The 16,169-nt window shown below is 71.1% G+C and carries 14 protein-coding genes and 1 pseudogene; 7 read left to right on the forward strand and 8 right to left on the reverse strand.

Annotated elements, in window-relative coordinates; all coding sequences use genetic code 11:
- Positions 1–1,511 (forward strand): annotated as a pseudogene (locus ACWFR1_RS38715) (AfsR family transcriptional regulator); the annotation flags it as partial.
- Positions 1,512–1,532: 21 nt separating this feature from the next.
- Here ACWFR1_RS38715 and ACWFR1_RS38720 read toward each other — a convergent pair.
- The 3 genes from ACWFR1_RS38720 to panB form a co-directional block, all read right to left on the reverse strand.
- On the reverse strand, positions 1,533–2,396 hold the full coding sequence (locus ACWFR1_RS38720; protein WP_453560400.1) for an ABC transporter permease: 864 nt from the start codon (positions 2,394–2,396) through the stop codon (positions 1,533–1,535).
- Positions 2,393–3,385, reverse strand: a complete 993-nt coding sequence (locus ACWFR1_RS38725) for an ATP-binding cassette domain-containing protein (RefSeq protein WP_453560402.1) — start codon at positions 3,383–3,385, stop codon at positions 2,393–2,395. Before ACWFR1_RS38725 ends, ACWFR1_RS38720 begins: the two co-directional genes overlap by 4 nt.
- Before the next feature lie 190 nt (positions 3,386–3,575).
- Positions 3,576–4,439 carry a 3-methyl-2-oxobutanoate hydroxymethyltransferase gene (panB, locus tag ACWFR1_RS38730; protein ID WP_453560405.1) on the reverse strand — a complete coding sequence of 288 codons (864 nt, stop codon included), beginning with the start codon at positions 4,437–4,439 and terminating at the stop codon, positions 3,576–3,578.
- 355 nt (positions 4,440–4,794) lie between these two features.
- Here panB and ACWFR1_RS38735 point away from each other — a divergent pair, with 355 nt between their 5' ends.
- The 3 genes from ACWFR1_RS38735 to ACWFR1_RS38745 all read left to right on the forward strand — a co-directional run bounded on the left by ACWFR1_RS38735 (position 4,795) and on the right by ACWFR1_RS38745 (position 7,751).
- Positions 4,795–5,055: a TetR-like C-terminal domain-containing protein gene (locus tag ACWFR1_RS38735; protein WP_453560408.1), complete on the forward strand. Its 261-nt coding sequence runs from the start codon at positions 4,795–4,797 to the stop codon at positions 5,053–5,055.
- Between the two features lie 242 nt (positions 5,056–5,297).
- The gene (locus ACWFR1_RS38740) at positions 5,298–6,326 is read left to right on the forward strand and encodes an endonuclease/exonuclease/phosphatase family protein (RefSeq protein WP_453560411.1); all 1,029 of its coding nucleotides are present in this window, start codon (positions 5,298–5,300) and stop codon (positions 6,324–6,326) included.
- Positions 6,327–6,506: 180 nt separating this feature from the next.
- The gene (locus ACWFR1_RS38745) at positions 6,507–7,751 is read left to right on the forward strand and encodes an MFS transporter (RefSeq protein ID WP_453560414.1); all 1,245 of its coding nucleotides are present in this window, start codon (positions 6,507–6,509) and stop codon (positions 7,749–7,751) included.
- Here the strand turns inward: ACWFR1_RS38745 and ACWFR1_RS38750 are convergent.
- Positions 7,714–9,483: an NAD+ synthase gene (locus ACWFR1_RS38750; RefSeq protein ID WP_453560417.1), complete on the reverse strand. Its 1,770-nt coding sequence runs from the start codon at positions 9,481–9,483 to the stop codon at positions 7,714–7,716. The genes ACWFR1_RS38745 and ACWFR1_RS38750 overlap by 38 nt on opposite strands.
- A gap of 200 nt (positions 9,484–9,683) precedes the next feature.
- Here ACWFR1_RS38750 and ACWFR1_RS38755 point away from each other — a divergent pair, with 200 nt between their 5' ends.
- Positions 9,684–11,162 carry an APC family permease gene (locus ACWFR1_RS38755; RefSeq protein WP_453560419.1) on the forward strand — a complete coding sequence of 493 codons (1,479 nt, stop codon included), beginning with the start codon at positions 9,684–9,686 and terminating at the stop codon, positions 11,160–11,162.
- Positions 11,163–11,288: 126 nt separating this feature from the next.
- On the opposite strand, the gene ACWFR1_RS38760 is transcribed toward ACWFR1_RS38755, so the two are convergent.
- From ACWFR1_RS38760 to ACWFR1_RS38775, 4 genes are all read right to left on the reverse strand, one after another.
- Positions 11,289–11,708, reverse strand: coding sequence for a CBS domain-containing protein (locus tag ACWFR1_RS38760; RefSeq protein ID WP_453560421.1), 420 nt, complete (start codon positions 11,706–11,708; stop codon positions 11,289–11,291).
- Positions 11,709–11,842: 134 nt separating this feature from the next.
- A complete protein-coding gene (locus ACWFR1_RS38765) occupies positions 11,843–12,481 on the reverse strand; it encodes a DUF305 domain-containing protein (RefSeq protein ID WP_453560431.1) in 639 nt (212 codons plus the stop codon).
- 104 nt (positions 12,482–12,585) lie between these two features.
- Positions 12,586–13,233 (reverse strand): DUF3105 domain-containing protein, encoded by a 648-nt coding sequence (locus tag ACWFR1_RS38770; RefSeq protein WP_453560423.1) that lies wholly within the window; start codon positions 13,231–13,233, stop codon positions 12,586–12,588.
- Positions 13,234–13,311: 78 nt separating this feature from the next.
- Complete coding sequence (locus ACWFR1_RS38775) at positions 13,312–13,662, reverse strand: hypothetical protein (RefSeq protein WP_453560425.1); 351 nt, start codon at positions 13,660–13,662, stop codon at positions 13,312–13,314.
- Positions 13,663–14,062: 400 nt separating this feature from the next.
- Here ACWFR1_RS38775 and ACWFR1_RS38780 point away from each other — a divergent pair, with 400 nt between their 5' ends.
- Both ACWFR1_RS38780 and ACWFR1_RS38785 read left to right on the forward strand, forming a co-directional pair.
- The gene (locus ACWFR1_RS38780; protein ID WP_015033133.1) at positions 14,063–15,424 is read left to right on the forward strand and encodes a glutamine synthetase family protein; all 1,362 of its coding nucleotides are present in this window, start codon (positions 14,063–14,065) and stop codon (positions 15,422–15,424) included.
- A 160-nt stretch (positions 15,425–15,584) separates the two neighbouring features.
- Positions 15,585–16,079, forward strand: a complete 495-nt coding sequence (locus tag ACWFR1_RS38785) for a GNAT family N-acetyltransferase (RefSeq protein ID WP_453560429.1) — start codon at positions 15,585–15,587, stop codon at positions 16,077–16,079.
- Positions 16,080–16,169 lie beyond the last annotated feature (90 nt).

A 16,169-nucleotide genomic window follows, 5' to 3' on the forward strand; every position in this document is an offset into this window, starting at 1 on the left:
CGGCGACGGAGCGGCGGCATCTGGCGTACTACCGCGAGCTGGCGCGTCGTACCGATCCCGAGCTCCGCGGCGCCGGACAGGTCGCCGCCATCGCCCGGTTCGGGACCGAGTACGGCAACCTCCGCACCGCCCTGCGCCGGGCCGTCGCCGCCCGTGACGAGGACGAGGCGCTCGTCCTCGTCCACTCCCTGCTCTGGTACTGGCAGATGCGTGACCTGCGCACCGACGCCCTGCACTGGGCCCGGGCCGCCGCCGGCCTCGGACCCGACCCGTTCCTGCCGCCCACCGCCCCGGTCATCCCCCTCCACGAGCCGTGTACGGCCGCGCCGCCGCCGCTCTCCGAGGAGCAGCGCTGGGAGGCCAGGCGCGGGGTGCGCCTCGTCGAACTCCTCAACATGGACCACGAGACCGGGCGCTGGACCAGCCCCGACGGCGTGCGCCGGCTCCGCGAGATGACCGCAGTCTACGAGCCCGGTCTGCCGCAGACCTGCCGACTGCCCGGCTCCTTCGCCGTCTTCGCGGTCCTCCTCATCGGCGAGGCCGGCCGGCTCCGCGAACTCCTCGACACGACCGTCGAGGCCTGCCGCCGCCACGGCTACGACTGGGAGCTCGCCAACGCCCTCCAGCTACGCGCCAACATGTTCGCCAACCGGGGCGACTGGGCCGTCGAGGCGGGCGTCGACGCCGAGGAGAGCCTGGAGCTCTTCATCCGCCTCGGAGATGCCTGGGGTGCCGCCGAGGCGCTCTCCGCCCGCGGGGAGGCCCGCGAGCGCCGGCTCGAGTTCGAGGGCGCGGCCGAGGACTTCGCGGCCGCCATCGGCTACGCGGAGCGGATCGGTGCCCAGTCGCAGACGGCTCTGCTGCGGGCCCGGTACGCCGACATCCTCGTCCAGCTCGGTCGGATCGACGAGGGGGAGGCGATCCTCCGCGAGATCGTGGAGGGCGGCCAGACCTGGGGCCACGAACCCCAGCTCGGTGCCCGGCTGTTCCTCGGCATGGCGCTCGGCCGCACCGGCCGGACCGCCGAGGCCCGGGAGCACCTCCGCATGCTGCGGTACGAGTTCGACTCCGAGACCCTCTCCATCTTCGAGGGCTTCACGCTCGGCAGCCTGGGCTGGCTGGACAATGTGGACGGGGCGTACGCCTCCGCCCTGGACCTCGCCGCGCAGGCGTACGAGCGTTCCCTCAGCGCACTGTCGATGATGATCGCCCCGCAGATGCCGTCGGTCCATCTGGCCACGGCCGCCTGGGCGTTGGGCGGGCTCGGCGGGGCGGCGGCGCGGACGGGCGCGGTGCTGCTCGGAGCCCGGGAGGGCCTGGTGCCGCCGGGGCACCTGGCACCGCCGCTGGAGGAGGAGAACCTCGCCCGGGCGACGGAGATCGTCCGGTCCGTCCTCGGCGAGGCCGCGTTCGCCGCGGCGTACGCCGAAGGCGACGGCCTCTCCGTGGAAGAGACCGCCGCCCTGCTCGGCCGCGCCGCCGACGCGATCAGTGAGCGCGCCGAGTCCTGACCCCCGTGTCCGGGGCGCCGCTCAGGTCTTCTTGCGGAACTTGGTGACCGCGAGCGGCGCCGTGACGACCGTGATGACCAGCGCCCAGCCGAGGGTCATCCACACCGAGTGGGCGACCGGACCGCCGTTGATCAGGTTCCGGGCGGCGTCGGCGAGGTTCGACAGCGGGTTGTAGTCGGTGAAGGTCTCCAGCCAGCCCGGCATCGACGTCGTCGGCGCGAAGATCGACGAGCCGAACTGGAGCGGCATCAGGACGAGCATGGCCATGCCCTGGACGGCCTGGGCCGTGCTGAGGGTGAGACCGAGCAGGATGAAGATCCACATCAGCGAGGCTCCGAAGACCATCGACAGACCGATGGCGGCGAAGAGGTGGAGGACCGAGGTGTGGATCTCCAGGCCGAGCAGGAAGCCCATGCCGAGCAGGATCGCGGTGGCGATCAGCATCCGGCCGACCTCGACGACGATCTTCGCGATCAGGACGGAGGACCGGGCGATCGGCATCGTCCGGAACCGGTCCATGACCCCCTTCTTGAAGTCGTCGTTGATGCCCACACCGACGGCCATGGCGATGTTCATGCCCATCATCGCCATCAGGCCGGGCGTCACGTAGTTGACGTAGACGTCGTTGTTGCCCTTGCCCGAGATCGCGCCGCCGAAGACGTACACGAACAGCAGGATGAAGATGATCGGCATCAGGACGGCGTCGAACATCGACTCCGGGTCCTGCTTGATCTGGAGGGCGTTGCGGCGGGCCAGCGCGCCGATGTGGCGGAGATTGGCCCGCAGCCCGATCCGGCCCTCCGCGGACGGCGCGGGGCGCGCCGGAGCCGTCCTCGGCCCGTCGACGGGGGACTTGGTGACAGTGGTGGTCGTGGTCGTGCTCATGCGGCGACCTCCTCGGTGATCGCGTCGGACACGTCGGTCTTCTGGCCGGTGATCGCGAGGAACACCTCGTCCAGGCTGGGCAGATGGGTCCCGATGTGGGCGATGCCGAAGCCGCGCGCGCCCAGCAGCGCCACCACGGCGGTCAGCTGCTGGTCGGTGAGGATCGGCACGTACAGCGCGCCCTCGTCGGGCACGACGGTCGAGCCGGCGACGCCGTCGAGACCGGTCTCGCGGAGCGCGGCGGCCATCGCGGACAGCTGGTCCGGGTCGACCGGGCGGATCTTCAGGGTCCGGCCGCCGACCTTCGCCTTGAGCTCGTCGACCCCGCCCTTGGCGATGACCCTGCCCTTGTCGATGACGGTCAGCTCGCTCGCGAGCTGCTCCGCCTCCTCCATGTACTGGGTGGTCAGCAGGACGGTGACGCCCTCGGAGACCATCCGCTGCACCTCGTCCCACACCTCGTTGCGGGTGCGCGGGTCGAGACCGGTCGTCGGCTCGTCCAGGTAGAGGACGGAGGGCTGTCCGATCATCGAGGCGGCGAGGTCGAGCCGGCGTCGCATGCCGCCGGAGTAGGTCATCGCGGGCCGCTTGGCGGCGTCGGTCAGGGAGAAGCGCTCCAGCATCTCGTCGGACCGGCGGCGGGCGTCCTGCCGGGACAGGTCGAGCAGCCGCCCGATCATGTAGAGGTTCTCCCAGCCGGAGAGCTTCTCGTCGACCGAGGCGTACTGGCCGGTGAGCCCTATGGTGCGGCGCAGCTGGCGGGGGTGCTTCACCACGTCGTAGCCGGCGACCGTGGCGGTTCCGGCGTCCGGGACGAGGAGGGTGGACAGGCAGCGGACGAGGGTGGTCTTGCCGGCGCCGTTCGGCCCGAGGACCCCGAGGACGGTGCCCTCCCGGACGTCCAGGTCGACCCCGTCGAGGGCCTTCGTCGCGCCGAAGTGCTTCACGAGGCCCCGGACCTCGACGGCGTTGGTGTGTGATCGCGTCATGGCAGCCACTACACCAGCCGCCACCGACAATCCCCCGACAGATGACCGACAGCCCGCCGATGGGGGATGTCGGCGGGCTGTCGGAGGTGCCGCAGTGGCTCCGGGGGAGTGCTCTGGATCCTGTGGGTCCTCTGATCCTGTGGGTCCACTGGATCCCGCGGACCCGTTGGACCCGTTGGACCCGGTGGATCTAGTGGAAGGTGTGCTCCTCGGCGGGGAACGCCCCGCCGGAGACGTCCTCCGCGAAGGCGCGCGCGGCGTCGCCGAGGGTCTCGCGGAGGTTGGCGTACTGCTTGGTGAAGCGCGGGACCTTGCCGCCGGTCAGACCGGCCATGTCGGTCCAGACGAGGACCTGCGCGTCGGTGCCGGCGCCCGCGCCGATCCCGATGGTCGGGATGTGCAGCGAGCGGGTGACCTCGGCGGCCAGCTCGGCCGGTACGAGTTCGAGCACGACCGCGAAGGCTCCCGCGTCCTGCGCCGCCTTGGCGTCGCTGAGCAGCCGGTGGGCGGCCTCGTCGCTACGGCCCTGCACCCGGTAGCCCATGGTGTTCACGGACTGCGGGGTGAGGCCGAGGTGGGACATGACGGGGATGCCGGCCTGCACGAGCAGCTCGGTCTGCGCCAGGGAGCGCTCGCCGCCCTCCAGCTTGATGGCGCCGACCCCGGCGTCCTTGACCAGCCGGGTGGCGTTGCGCAGGGCCTGCACGGGCCCTTCCTGGTACGAGCCGAAGGGCAGGTCGCCGACGACGAGGGCGCGCTTCGTGCCCCGGACGACGGCGGCGGAGAGGATCGTCATCTCGTCCATCGTGACCGGCACGGTGGTCTCGTAGCCGAGGTGACAGTTGCCCATCGAGTCGCCGACGAGGATCACGGGAATGCCGGCCTCGTCGAAGACGGAGGCGGTCATCGCGTCGTAGGCGGTGAGCATGGGCCACTTCTCGCCGCGGGCCTTGGCGGCGGCGATGTCGTGGACGGTGATGCGGCGCGTGCCCTTGCCGCCGTACAGCGCCTTGCTGCTGTCGGCGGGTGATGTGGGGGCAGCCTGAAGCGTCATGGGAAACGGCTCCTTCGTCATCTCGAGGCGCCCTGACGGCGTCCCCGGACCACATCCATGGTGGCACTTCGCCGGGCGGGCGGGGAAGTGGGCCGGAGTGGCGCTGTTCACACCGGCGCAATGCATGGACGGAAGGCAGCGGCGGCACGTAAAGCCTCCGCCAGGTCTTTCGATACGAGACGGTCTCGTATCGAAATTGGGTCAGGGCGAGGTGACACCCGGTGAGGCTGCCCCCCGGCGAGGCCTCGCCCGGCGTCAACCCGTCCGGTGCCGCACGGCGCGGGCGGCCGCGGAGCGAGGCCGCCGAGCAGGCGATCTTCGACGCGGCCATCGAGCTCAAAACGTGTTCTCGCAGATGCAGCAGCTCTATCCGAAGCTGTGGAACACCTACCACCGCACCGTGATCGAGCCGCGCCGCCTCCTCGGTCTGGACGCTGTCCGGCGCGGGATGGAGCGGGGCGAGATCCGCGACGACCTCGACGTCGAGCTGGTCAACGACCTCTTCACGGGCCCCCTGCTCCTCCGAACCGTCATCCGCCCCGGCAGCACACTGGAGCCCGGTCTCGCCGAGCGGATCGTCGACACGGTCCTGGAAGGCCTGCGCCCCCGCAGCTGATCCGCCCGCGCCTGATCCGTCCCGCACCTTTCCGCCCCGCGCCTGATCCATCCCGTACCCGATCCGACCCGTACGAATGTGCGCGTTCTGTCACAGGGCTGTCGCCCGCGTCACCTGCAGGAACCCGCCACGCGCCGGTGTCGTCCCTGGGGGAGTACGACGGTCCCGGGATCGCCTAGTGTCGGCACCGGGTCACGCAAGACGGCAAGGCAGCACGGCACGGCAGCAGTGAGGACAGTGCGATGGCGCGGGTGGACATGACGGAGACCGAGCACGGCGGCGGGAACGGGCGCCGTCCCGGTTCCGGATCCCGGTTCCGGACCGCTCTCGACGGTCTCCGGCGCGACCCCGGCATCTGGCGCCGGGGCATCCTGATCGCCGCCGCGGCGGTGGCGCTGACCCTCCTCATGGTCTTCCACGCCGAGATCCCCAACACGATCGGCAACCTCGGCAGCCTGACCGAGACCTTCCTGCCCTGGCTGGGACTCCTCGTCCCCCTGCTGCTCGTCCTCGCCCTGGTCCGCCGCTCCGCCACCGCCCTGATCGCGCTGCTGCTGCCGACCGTGGTCTGGCTCAACCTCTTCGGCGGCCTCGTCGCCGACAAGTCCGTCCCCGGCGGCGATCTCACCGTCGCCACCCACAACGTGAACGCCGACAACCCCGACCCCGAGGGCACCGCCCGCGAGCTCGCGGCCTCGGGCGCCGACGTGCTGGCCCTCGAGGAGCTCAAGGGCGACATGGTCCCGACGTACGAACGGGGCCTCGCGGAGGCGTACCCGTACCACTCCGTCCAGGGCACGGTCGGCCTCTGGAGCAAGTTCCCCCTGCGCGCCGCGCAGCCCGTCGACATCCGGATGGGCTGGACCCGCGCCATGCGCGCCGACGTGGTGACCCCCAAGGGCGAGGTCGCGGTCTACGTCGCCCACCTGCCGTCCGTCCGGGTCAAGCTGAACGCGGGCTTCACCGCCAACCAGCGCGACAACAGCGCCAACGCCCTCGGCGAGGCCATCGCCCACGACAAGCATGAGCGGATCGTCCTCCTCGGCGACCTCAACGGCACCATGAACGACCGCTCGCTCAACGCCGTCACCTCGCAGCTCCGCTCCACGCAGGGCGCGGCGGGCGACGGCTTCGGCTTCAGCTGGCCGGCCTCGTTCCCGATGGCCAGGATCGACCAGATCATGGTGAAGGGCGTCGAGCCGATGTCGTCCTGGGCGCTGCCGGAGACGAACAGCGACCACCTCCCGATCGCCGCCCGCGTGAAGCTCTGAGCTCGCCGCCCGCGTGAAGCTCTGAGCTCCGGCGGATCATGGCCGGGGTCGCGGCGCCCCGGCCCGAAGACCGGGCCGAAACCTTCCCTTCATCCCCCGGAAGCCGCGGGGAAGATTCCACCTGAGAGTCTTTGTTCCGACGAAGAACTATCTTCGGGACCTTCAGGAAGGGCTCTCCCCATGCCCCTGGCGCTGCTCGCGCTCGCCGTCTCCGCCTTCGGCATCGGCACGACCGAGTTCGTGATGATGGGCCTCCTGCCCCACGTCGCCGACGACCTCGGCACCTCGGTCCCCACCGCCGGGTACCTCGTCTCCGCGTACGCGATCGGCGTGGTCGTCGGCGCCCCGCTGCTCACGGCCCTCGGCTCGCGGATCCCGCGCAGGAGGATGCTGCTCCTGCTGATGGCCCTCTTCGTCGTCGGCAACCTCGCCTCCGCGCTCGCCCCCGGCTTCGGCTGGCTGGTCGGCGGCCGGATCCTCGCCGGACTCCCGCACGGGGCGTTCTTCGGCGTCGGCGCGGTCGTCGCCGCCCGGCTCGTGTCCGAGGACCGGCAGGCGCGGGCGGTGGCCACGATGTTCCTCGGCCTGACCGTCGCCAACATCCTCGGCGTACCGGCCGCGACCCTGCTCGGCCAGCACCTCGGCTGGCGGGCCACCTTCCTCGTCGTCACCGTCATCGGCCTCGTGGCCATGGCCGCGCTCGCCCGCCTCGTCCCCCACGTGCCCGTGGACGAGCGACAAAGGCTGGGCCGCGAGATACGCGCCCTGGGCCGCCCGCAGGTGCTGCTCGGCCTGCTCACCGCGGTCTTCGGCTTCGCGGGCGTCTTCGCCGTCTACTCCTACCTCGCCTCGATGACGACCGAGGTGATGGGATTCGGCGACTCCACCGTCACGATCGTCCTGGCGCTCTTCGGCATCGGCATGACGGGCGGGGCACTCGCCGCGGGTCCGCTGACGGACCGGGCGCTCCGCCCGACCCTGTACGGCTCGCTCGCGGCCCTCGTCCTGGCGCTGGTCGCCTTCCGCTTCACCGTCCACGTGCCCTGGCTGGCCCTCGTCACGGTCGTCGTGCTCGGCGCGGTCGGCTTCCTGACCACCACCCCGCTCCAGATGCTGGTCATGCGGAAGGCCAAGGACGCCCCGACGCTCGCCTCCGCCTCCAACCACTCCGCCTTCAACCTCGCCAACGCGGGCGGTGCCTGGGCGGGCGGCGCCGCCATAGCCGCCGGCTGGGGCTGGACCTCCCCGGCCCTCGTCGGCGCGGGCCTCACGGCGATCGGCCTGGCGATCGCGGCGGTCGCGGGCCTGCTCGACCGCGCCCCCGGGACGGCGGAGGGGGCCTCCCGCGTCGTGGCGGGAAGCCCCCTCGGCACCGACGCCAGGGCTCTCAGCGAGACGACGTCGTCTCCCGCCAGCGGTTCGTGATCGGCAGCCGTCGGTCCTTGCCGAAGCCCTTCGCCGAGATCTTGGTGCCCGGCGGGTACTGGCGCCGCTTGTACTCCGCCGCGTCCACCATCCGCAGCGTGCGCGCGACGACCTCCTCGTCGAAACCGGCCGCCACGATCTCGTCCTTGCCCCGGTCCGCGTCCACGTACAGCGAGAGGATCCCGTCGAGGACGTCGTAGTCGGGCAGCGAGTCCGTGTCTACCTGGCCGGGGCGCAGCTCGGCGCTGGGCGGCTTGGCGATCGAGCTCTCCGGGATCGGCGGGGTCATGCCGCGCTCCTCGGCGGCGCGGTTGCGCCAGCGCGCGAGCCGGAAGACGGTCGACTTGTAGACGTCCTTGATGGGCCCGAACGCGCCGACGGAGTCGCCGTACAGCGTCGAGTAGCCCACCGCCAGCTCGGACTTGTTGCCCGGCGCGAGGACGATGTGCCCCTCCTGGTTGGAGATCGCCATCAGCGTCGTGCCGCGCAGTCGGGACTGGAGGTTCTCCTCGGCGAGGCCGGTGAGACCCAGCGACGCCATGTACGCGTCGAACATCGGCTCGATCGACACCGTGCGGTAGTTCAGGCCGGTGCGCCGGGCCAGCTCGGCGGCGTCGCCGCGCGAGTGGTCGGAGGAGTACTTGGAGGGCATCGACACCCCGTACACGTTCCCCGCGCCGACCGCGTCGCAGGCGATCGCGGCGACGAGCGCCGAGTCGATGCCGCCGGACAGCCCGATCAGGACCGAGCGGAAACCGTTCTTCGCGACGTACGCGCGCAGCCCCACGACCAGGGCGGAGTAGATCTCCTCGTCGTCGTCGAGCCGGTGCGCGTACCCGCCCGCGAGCTCCGGCTCGTACGCGGGCAGTGGCTTCTCGGAGAGCACGACCCGGTCGATCCGCAACCCGTCGACGTCGCCGACGACCCCCTCAGGGGCCTCGGGGTCGGCCGCCGGCAGCTCCAGGTCGACGATCACACTGCCCTCGACGAACTGCGGGGCGCGGGCGATCACTTCGCCCGCCGCGTCCACGACGATCGAGTCGCCGTCGAAGACCAGCTCGTCCTGGCCGCCGGTCGACGCCAGGTACGCGGTGACGCAGCCGGCCTCCCGGGCCCGCCTGCGGACCAGTTCGAGCCGTGTGTCGTCCTTGTTCCGCTCGTACGGCGAGGCGTTGACCGACAGGAGCAGCCCGGCCCGCGCGGAGCGCGCCGCCGGGACGCGGCCGCCCTCCTGCCAGAGGTCCTCGCAGATCGCCAGGGCCACGTCGACGCCGTGGACGCGGACGACCGGCATCGTGTCGCCCTGGACGAAGTAGCGGTACTCGTCGAAGACGCCGTAGTTGGGGAGGTGGTGCTTGGCGAAGCGCAGCGCCACCTCGCCCCGGTGCAGCACGGCGGCGGCGTTCTCGGGCGACCCTGCGGGCCTGCCGAGCCTCGGCTCGGCCTGCTCGGAGCGGTCGAGGTAGCCGACGACGACCGGCAGCTCGCCGAAGCCCTCGTCCGCGAGCCGCCGGGCGAGCCCGCGCAGGGCCTCCCGGGAGGCCTCGACGAAGGAGGGCCGAAGGGCCAGGTCCTCGACGGGGTAGCCGGTCAGCGCCATCTCGGGGAACGCGACGAGATGCGCGCCCTGTCCGGCGGCGTGCCGGGTCCAGTGGACGATCGCCTCGGCGTTCCCGGCGATGTCTCCGACGGTCGAGTCGATCTGATTCAGGGCGAGGCGTAGTTGAGGCACCCGGCCAGTGTAATCGTCACACCGACGCGATGTCCCGAAAAACGCCCGGGCAGGTCCCACCCACGCCCGGGCAGGTCCCACCCACGCCCGGGCAGGTCCCGACCACACCCGGAGCTCCCCCCGAGCCGGCCATGCCACCCGCCAGGCGGCGCCCCCCCGCTCGACATGCGGCCCGGCCCCGCCCCGCTGATCATGGGCCCATGACGACCACTGACGACCCGGCAGAGTCGGCACGCCCCTCCGCCGGCGACACGGCGACGGGCCAGGACGACGGCACCAAGCGGCAGTTCATCTCGTGGCTGACGCTCGCCTTCATGACCACCGCGTCCGTCGCGAGCCTCCGGCCCTCACCGTCGATGGCCATCTACGGCCTCGCCGCGATCTTCCTCTACCTGCTCCCGGCCATCGTCTTCCTGCTCCCCACCGCCCTCGTCGGCGCCGAGCTCGCCTCCGGCTGGTCGGGCGGCATCTACCGCTGGGTCAGCGAGGCCCTGGGCAAGCCGCTGGGCTTCCTCGCGGTCTGGTGCCAGTTCGCGATGACCATCGCGTACTACCCGAGCCTGCTCGCGTACGTCGCCTCGACCTTCGCGTACGTCATCGATCCCTCCCTCGCCGAGAACGGCGTCTACGTCGCGATCGTCATCGTCGTCGTCTACTGGAGCGGGGTCTGGATCTCCTCGCGCGGGACGAAGACGATCGCCGGCCTCTCCTCCTTCGGCCTGATCATCGGCACCCTCATCCCCGGCGTGCTGCTCGTCCTCCTCGGCATGGTCTTCCTCGGCCAGGGCAACCCCTCGGCGCAGCCCATGAGCGCCGACCACTGGCTCCCGCCGTGGACCGGCCTCGCGAGCCTGGTCCTCATCGTCAACAACTTCCTGTCCTACGCGGGCATGGAGATGAACGGCGTCCACGTCTCCTCGCTGCGCGAGCCCAAGCGCGAGTACCCGAAGTCGATGTTCCTGGCGACCGGCCTGGTCCTGCTGATCTTCATCCTTCCGGCCCTCGCCATCGCCTGGGTCATGCCCTCGGCGCAGCTCAGCCTGACCGCCGGTCTCATGCAGGCCTTCCAGGCCTTCTTCGACCACTTCTCCATCGGCTGGATGACGAAGGTCGTCGGCGTCATGCTGGTCTGCGCGGCCCTCGGCGGCATGCTCACCTGGCTCGCCGGACCCGCGAAGGGGCTCGTCCTGCTCTCCCGGCAGGAGGGCTACCTGCCGCCCGCGCTGCAGAGGCTCAACAGGAACGGCGTCCCGCAGAACATCATGATCGCGCAGGGCGTCGTCACGACCCTGATCGGCGTCCTGTACGCCTTCAGCGACGACGTCTCCAGCGCGTACTGGATGTTCTCCGTCATCACCGTGCAGATCTACCTGATCGCGTACCTGCTGATGTTCGTGGCCGTCGTCAAGCTCCGCAGGAGCCGGCCGGACGTCGAACGCGGCTTCCGCGTCCCCGCCGTCGAGTGGGTCGCCGGCATCGGCTTCGTCGCCTCGGTCGCCGCGCTCGTCATCGGCTTCGTCCCGCCCGACCAGTTCGGCGGCCAGCCGCTCTGGCGCTACCTGCTCATCGTCGGCGGCGGGCTGTTCGTCCTCGGCATCGTCATCCCGGCCGCGCTCCTCAAGTACCGCAAGCCGAGCTGGGTCCACCCGGACCACCGGGAACCCTCGGGCACGTCCTGACGTCCGCACCGGCCTCCGCCGGGAACGCCGCCGACGCGCGACGGCCCGACGCCTCCTGGGAGGGGTCGGGCCGTCGGTGATGCCGGACCACCCGGACGCGGTGGCCCGGACGGTGCCGCGGTCAGGTCAGCCGGCGGCGTAGACGCTCGTGCAGAACGCCTTGATCTGCTCGTCCGACAGATGCTGGGCCAGATCGGCCTCACTGATCATGCCGACGAGCCGCTTGCCCTCGATGACGGGGAGACGACGGATCTGGTGGCTCTGCATCTCCTCCAGGACGGCGCCCACGTCGGCGCCCGCCTCGACCCAGCGTGGCGTGCCCTTCGCCATCGCACCGCAGGTGATCTTCGCCGGATCGTGGCCCATGGCCACACAGCCGACCACGATGTCGCGGTCCGTGATGATGCCGCAGAGCCGTTCGTTCTCGTCGGCGATGGGCAGCGCGCCCACGTTCAGGTCGCGCATCAGCTGCGCGGCGCGGTCGAGCGTCTCGTGTGCCGGGATCCAGCGGGCCCCGGGATGCATGATGTCCTTCGCCGTGGTCATGAGCTGCGTACCTTTCGTCGAACGTCGTCGTACGAACGTCCCCGAGCTCACTCATTGTCGGCGCACGCCACGGCCCCCGCGACCGCAGCGGGTCACGGGGGCCGTGCGGACCGCGGGGCAGCCCCCGCGTCGCTTCAGGCGCCGCGCTTGGCGAGCATGTCCGCCATCAGAAGGATCTCGGACCGCTGCGCGTCGACCATCCCCTGGGCGAGGTCGCGCTCGACGCCAGGGGCGCACTTCTGCACGCAGCCCTGGGCCATGTGGACCCCGCCCTTGTGGTGGTCGGTCATGAGCTTCAGGTACAGGACCTCGGCGTCCCGGCCACTGGCCTCGCGCAGGGCGTCCATCTGCGTGTCGGTCGCCATGCCGGGCATCAGCGCGCCGTCCGACGGCCCGCTGTCGGCCGTACCCACGCCCATCCCCATCCAGGCCATCGGCTCGACGCCGGACTGGAGCTTGGGCAGCCCCCACAGGTCCAGCCAGCCGAGCATCATGCCGCGCTGGTTGGCCTGGGTGTTGGCGATGTCGTACGCGAGGCGGCGCACCGACTCGTCCCGGGTGCGGTCCCGGACGATGAACGACATCTCGACGGCCTGCTGGTGGTGGACGGCCATGTCCCGGGCGAAGCCGGCGTCCGCGGAGTCGGTCGCGGGGGTACGCGGCGCCTCGTCGCGCTCCGCGGAGGCGACCGTGACGGCGCCCCCGGCGAAGAGCAGCGCGAGCGCGACGGCGGTGACCGCGGCCCACTGCGTCCGGCCGGGCCCGCGCCGCACGGAGGGCACGAACGCCTCGTCCGCGCCGAACTCCTCGCCCGCGCCGAACTCCTGGTCCGCGCCGGTCTCCCCGGCCGCGCCGGTCTCGTCGCTCACCGACCGGGTCACTGACCGACCCCGCCGGTGCAGGCGGCGCCCGGCTCGGGGGTCTGCGGGCCCTGGACGTACTTCGTGAAGAAGGCGTCGACCCGCGGGTCGGAGGCGCTGTCGACGGTCACCTGCTTGCCCCAGGCGGACAGCATGAGGGCGCCGGCCTGGTCGTCCACGGGGCTCATCAGCGTGTACTTGGTCTTGCCGACCTTCGTGGCCAGCTTCTCCACGTCGGCCTTGTCGGCCTGCTTGCTGTACGTCACCCAGACGGCGCCGTGCTCCAGCGAGTGCACGGCGTTCACGTCGTTGATCGCCTTGTCGTAGACCACGCCGTCGCAGTTCATCCAGACCGGGTGGTGGTCACCGCCGACCGGCGGCTTCATGTCGTACTTCACGGCGGTCTCGACGTGGTTGCGGCCGAGCTTCTTCGCGTCCCAGGTCTGCTCGGCCTTGATGGGGGCCTTGGCGGCGGCCTCCTTCGCGTCCTGCTCGTCGGACTTCTTCAGCAGCACGAAGCTGCCGAAGCCGACGAGGCCCAGGACGACGACTCCCGAGACGCCGATCGTGATCAGACGGTTGCGGCGCTCACGGGCCTGCTCGGCGCGGCGCATCTCCTCTATTCGGGCGCGGCGGTCGGCGTTGGCGGAGCGGTTGGCGGCCATGGTGATGTCGTCCTTCGTCAGGGATGGGGTGGAGTTCGGAGCGGGACATACGGGGAGGGGGCGGGAGGCCCGCCGCCGCTATGTCCGGAGAACTTGAAGGACGTGCAGGTCAGGCGCGCGCGCCCGGATGCCGGAACGGCGCGCCGGGCTGTCACCGGAGGGCGGGTCGAGGCGCGGGAGCCGGTCCTCCGCGTGGAGCGGGGGGTCGAGCGGGGGCGCGCTGAGCACCGCGGGGGAGAGGGAGGGGACGAGCGAGCAGCCGCCGCGGTCGTACGGGCAGACGTACTCGCCCACGGCCGCCACCGCCGAGGTCCGCGCGCCGTGGGTCGCCGACGCCGCCGCCTCGTGATGGGGGTCGGTCCCCGGCCCGGTCCCCAGGCAGACGAAGAGCGCGGCGAGGAGCGTCGCCACGGCACTCACCAGTGCCATGGGACGCGCGTGTCGGAACAGGCGTACGAGCCGCGGGGCCCCCATGGGCGCAGATCGTAGTGGGCGCGGGCCCTCTGTGGGCCGAACGGGGTACCCCTGGGTACCGGCCGGGGTACCCCTGAGTACCGGCCGGGGTACCCCTGAGTACCGGCCGGGGTACCCCTGAGTACCGGCCGGGGTACCCCTGAGTACCGGCCGGGGTACCCCTGGGTACCGGCCGCGTACCGACGAACACCCACGACACCCCCGAATCCCCCTCCTCCCGTTACCTGCGTCACACCCGAGCAGGCACTATGGGTACGCAACGTGCGCGAAACCATGTGGTGGGATGCTCAGGTGCCCCCCGATGCACCGGAGGCGGTGGGAGCAGGCGGCCTGACCAGCGAGGATGGGTGTGGAAATGGACAAGCAGCAGGAATTTGTGCTCCGTACGCTTGAGGAGCGCGACATCCGCTTCGTGCGCCTGTGGTTCACTGATGTACTGGGCTTCCTCAAGTCGGTGGCCGTGGCGCCCGCCGAGCTTGAGCAGGCCTTCGACGAGGGCATCGGCTTCGACGGCTCGGCGATCGAGGGTTTCGCCCGCGTATACGAATCGGACATGATCGCCAAGCCGGATCCGGGCACCTTCCAGATCCTGCCGTGGCGCGCCGAGGCCCCGGGCACGGCCCGGATGTTCTGCGACATCCTGATGCCGGACGGCTCGCCGTCCTTCGCGGACCCGCGCTACGTCCTCAAGAGGGCGCTGGCGAAGACCTCCGACCTCGGCTTCACCTTCTACACCCACCCCGAGATCGAGTTCTTCCTCCTGAAGGACAAGCCGCTCGACGGCACGCGGCCCACCCCGGCCGACAACTCGGGCTATTTCGACCACACCCCGCAGAACGTCGGCATGGACTTCCGCCGCCAGGCGATCACGATGCTCGAATCGATGGGCATCTCGGTGGAGTTCTCCCACCACGAGGGCGCGCCGGGCCAGCAGGAGATCGACCTCCGCTACGCGGACGCCCTGTCCACGGCCGACAACATCATGACCTTCCGCCTGGTCATGAAGCAGGTCGCGCTCGAACAGGGCGTCCAGGCCACCTTCATGCCGAAGCCGTTCTCCGACTACCCGGGCTCGGGCATGCACACCCACCTGTCGCTCTTCGAGGGTGACCGGAACGCCTTCTACGAGTCGGGCGCCGAGTACCAGCTCTCCAAGGTGGGCCGCTCCTTCATCGCGGGCCTCCTGAAGCACGCGGGCGAGATCTCGGCCGTCACCAACCAGTGGGTCAACTCGTACAAGCGCATCTGGGGCGGCTCGTCCCGCACGGCCGGCTCGGGCGGCGAGGCCCCCTCGTACATCTGCTGGGGCCACAACAACCGCTCGGCCCTGATCCGCGTCCCCATGTACAAGCCGGGCAAGACGGGCTCGTCGCGCGTCGAGGTCCGCTCGATCGACTCGGGCGCCAACCCCTACCTGACGTACGCGGTCCTCCTCGCGGCCGGCCTCAAGGGCATCGAGGAGGGGTACGAACTCCCGGCCGGCGCCGACGACGACGTCTGGGCCCTCTCCGACGCGGAACGCCGGGCGATGGGCATCGAGCCGCTCCCGCAGAACCTCGGCGAGGCGATCGCCCTGATGGAGAAGAGCGAACTGGTCGCGGAGACGCTCGGTGAGCACGTCTTCGACTTCTTCCTGCGCAACAAGAAGCAGGAGTGGGAGGAGTACCGGAGCGAGGTCACCGCCTTCGAACTCCGCAAGAACCTCCCGGTGCTGTAGGCGAAGGCCGGAACGAGACGGTCCGGAGCGGGTCCGGGTCGAGGGAGCGCTCCTGCTCCCTCGACCCTGCCCGCGGGCACCGACCTCCGGGGGGCACCGACCTCCGGGGGCCGGAGGGAAAAGCGTTGCTCGGGGGGCGACGGCGGCTCAGACTGCACCCGTGAAGATCACTTCTGTCGCCACCGAGCGGCTTCTGTTGCATCCGTTGAGCGTCGCGGAGGCCGAGCGCGTCGTCGCCCGGGTACCCGGGGACGAGGACCTGTGGTCGGAGGGGTATCCCTCGGACGGGGATGTCCGCGCCAACACCGGGTTCCTGCGCGGGGTCGCCGAGCGGGGCGATCCGGGGGTGTTCCGCACGTACGAGATACGGCTCCGGGACACGGGGGTCGCCGTCGGCGGGATCGGGTTCCACGGGCCGCCGGACGAGCTCGGGGTCGCGACCGTCGGGTACGGCCTCGCGCCCGGGGAGCGCGGGAAGGGATACGCCTCCGAGGCCCTGCGGGCGCTCCTCGAACTGGCCCGGCAGGCCGGCGCCGAAGGCGTGAAGGGGGACGCCGACCGCGACAACCCCGCCTCCCACCGAGTGATGGAGGCCGCCGGGATGCCGTGCGTGGCCGAGGACGACAAGCTGCGCCACTTCTACCTGGGGTTCTAGCTTGATCTTTAACCTGTGCGGCGTGGGCGAGGAGTGGTCGACTTCTTGTTCCGGGACGTGGCAGTGCCCGTCTTGCGGGGTGTGTGGACG

This window comes from Streptomyces sp. NPDC055103, assembly GCF_053607625.1.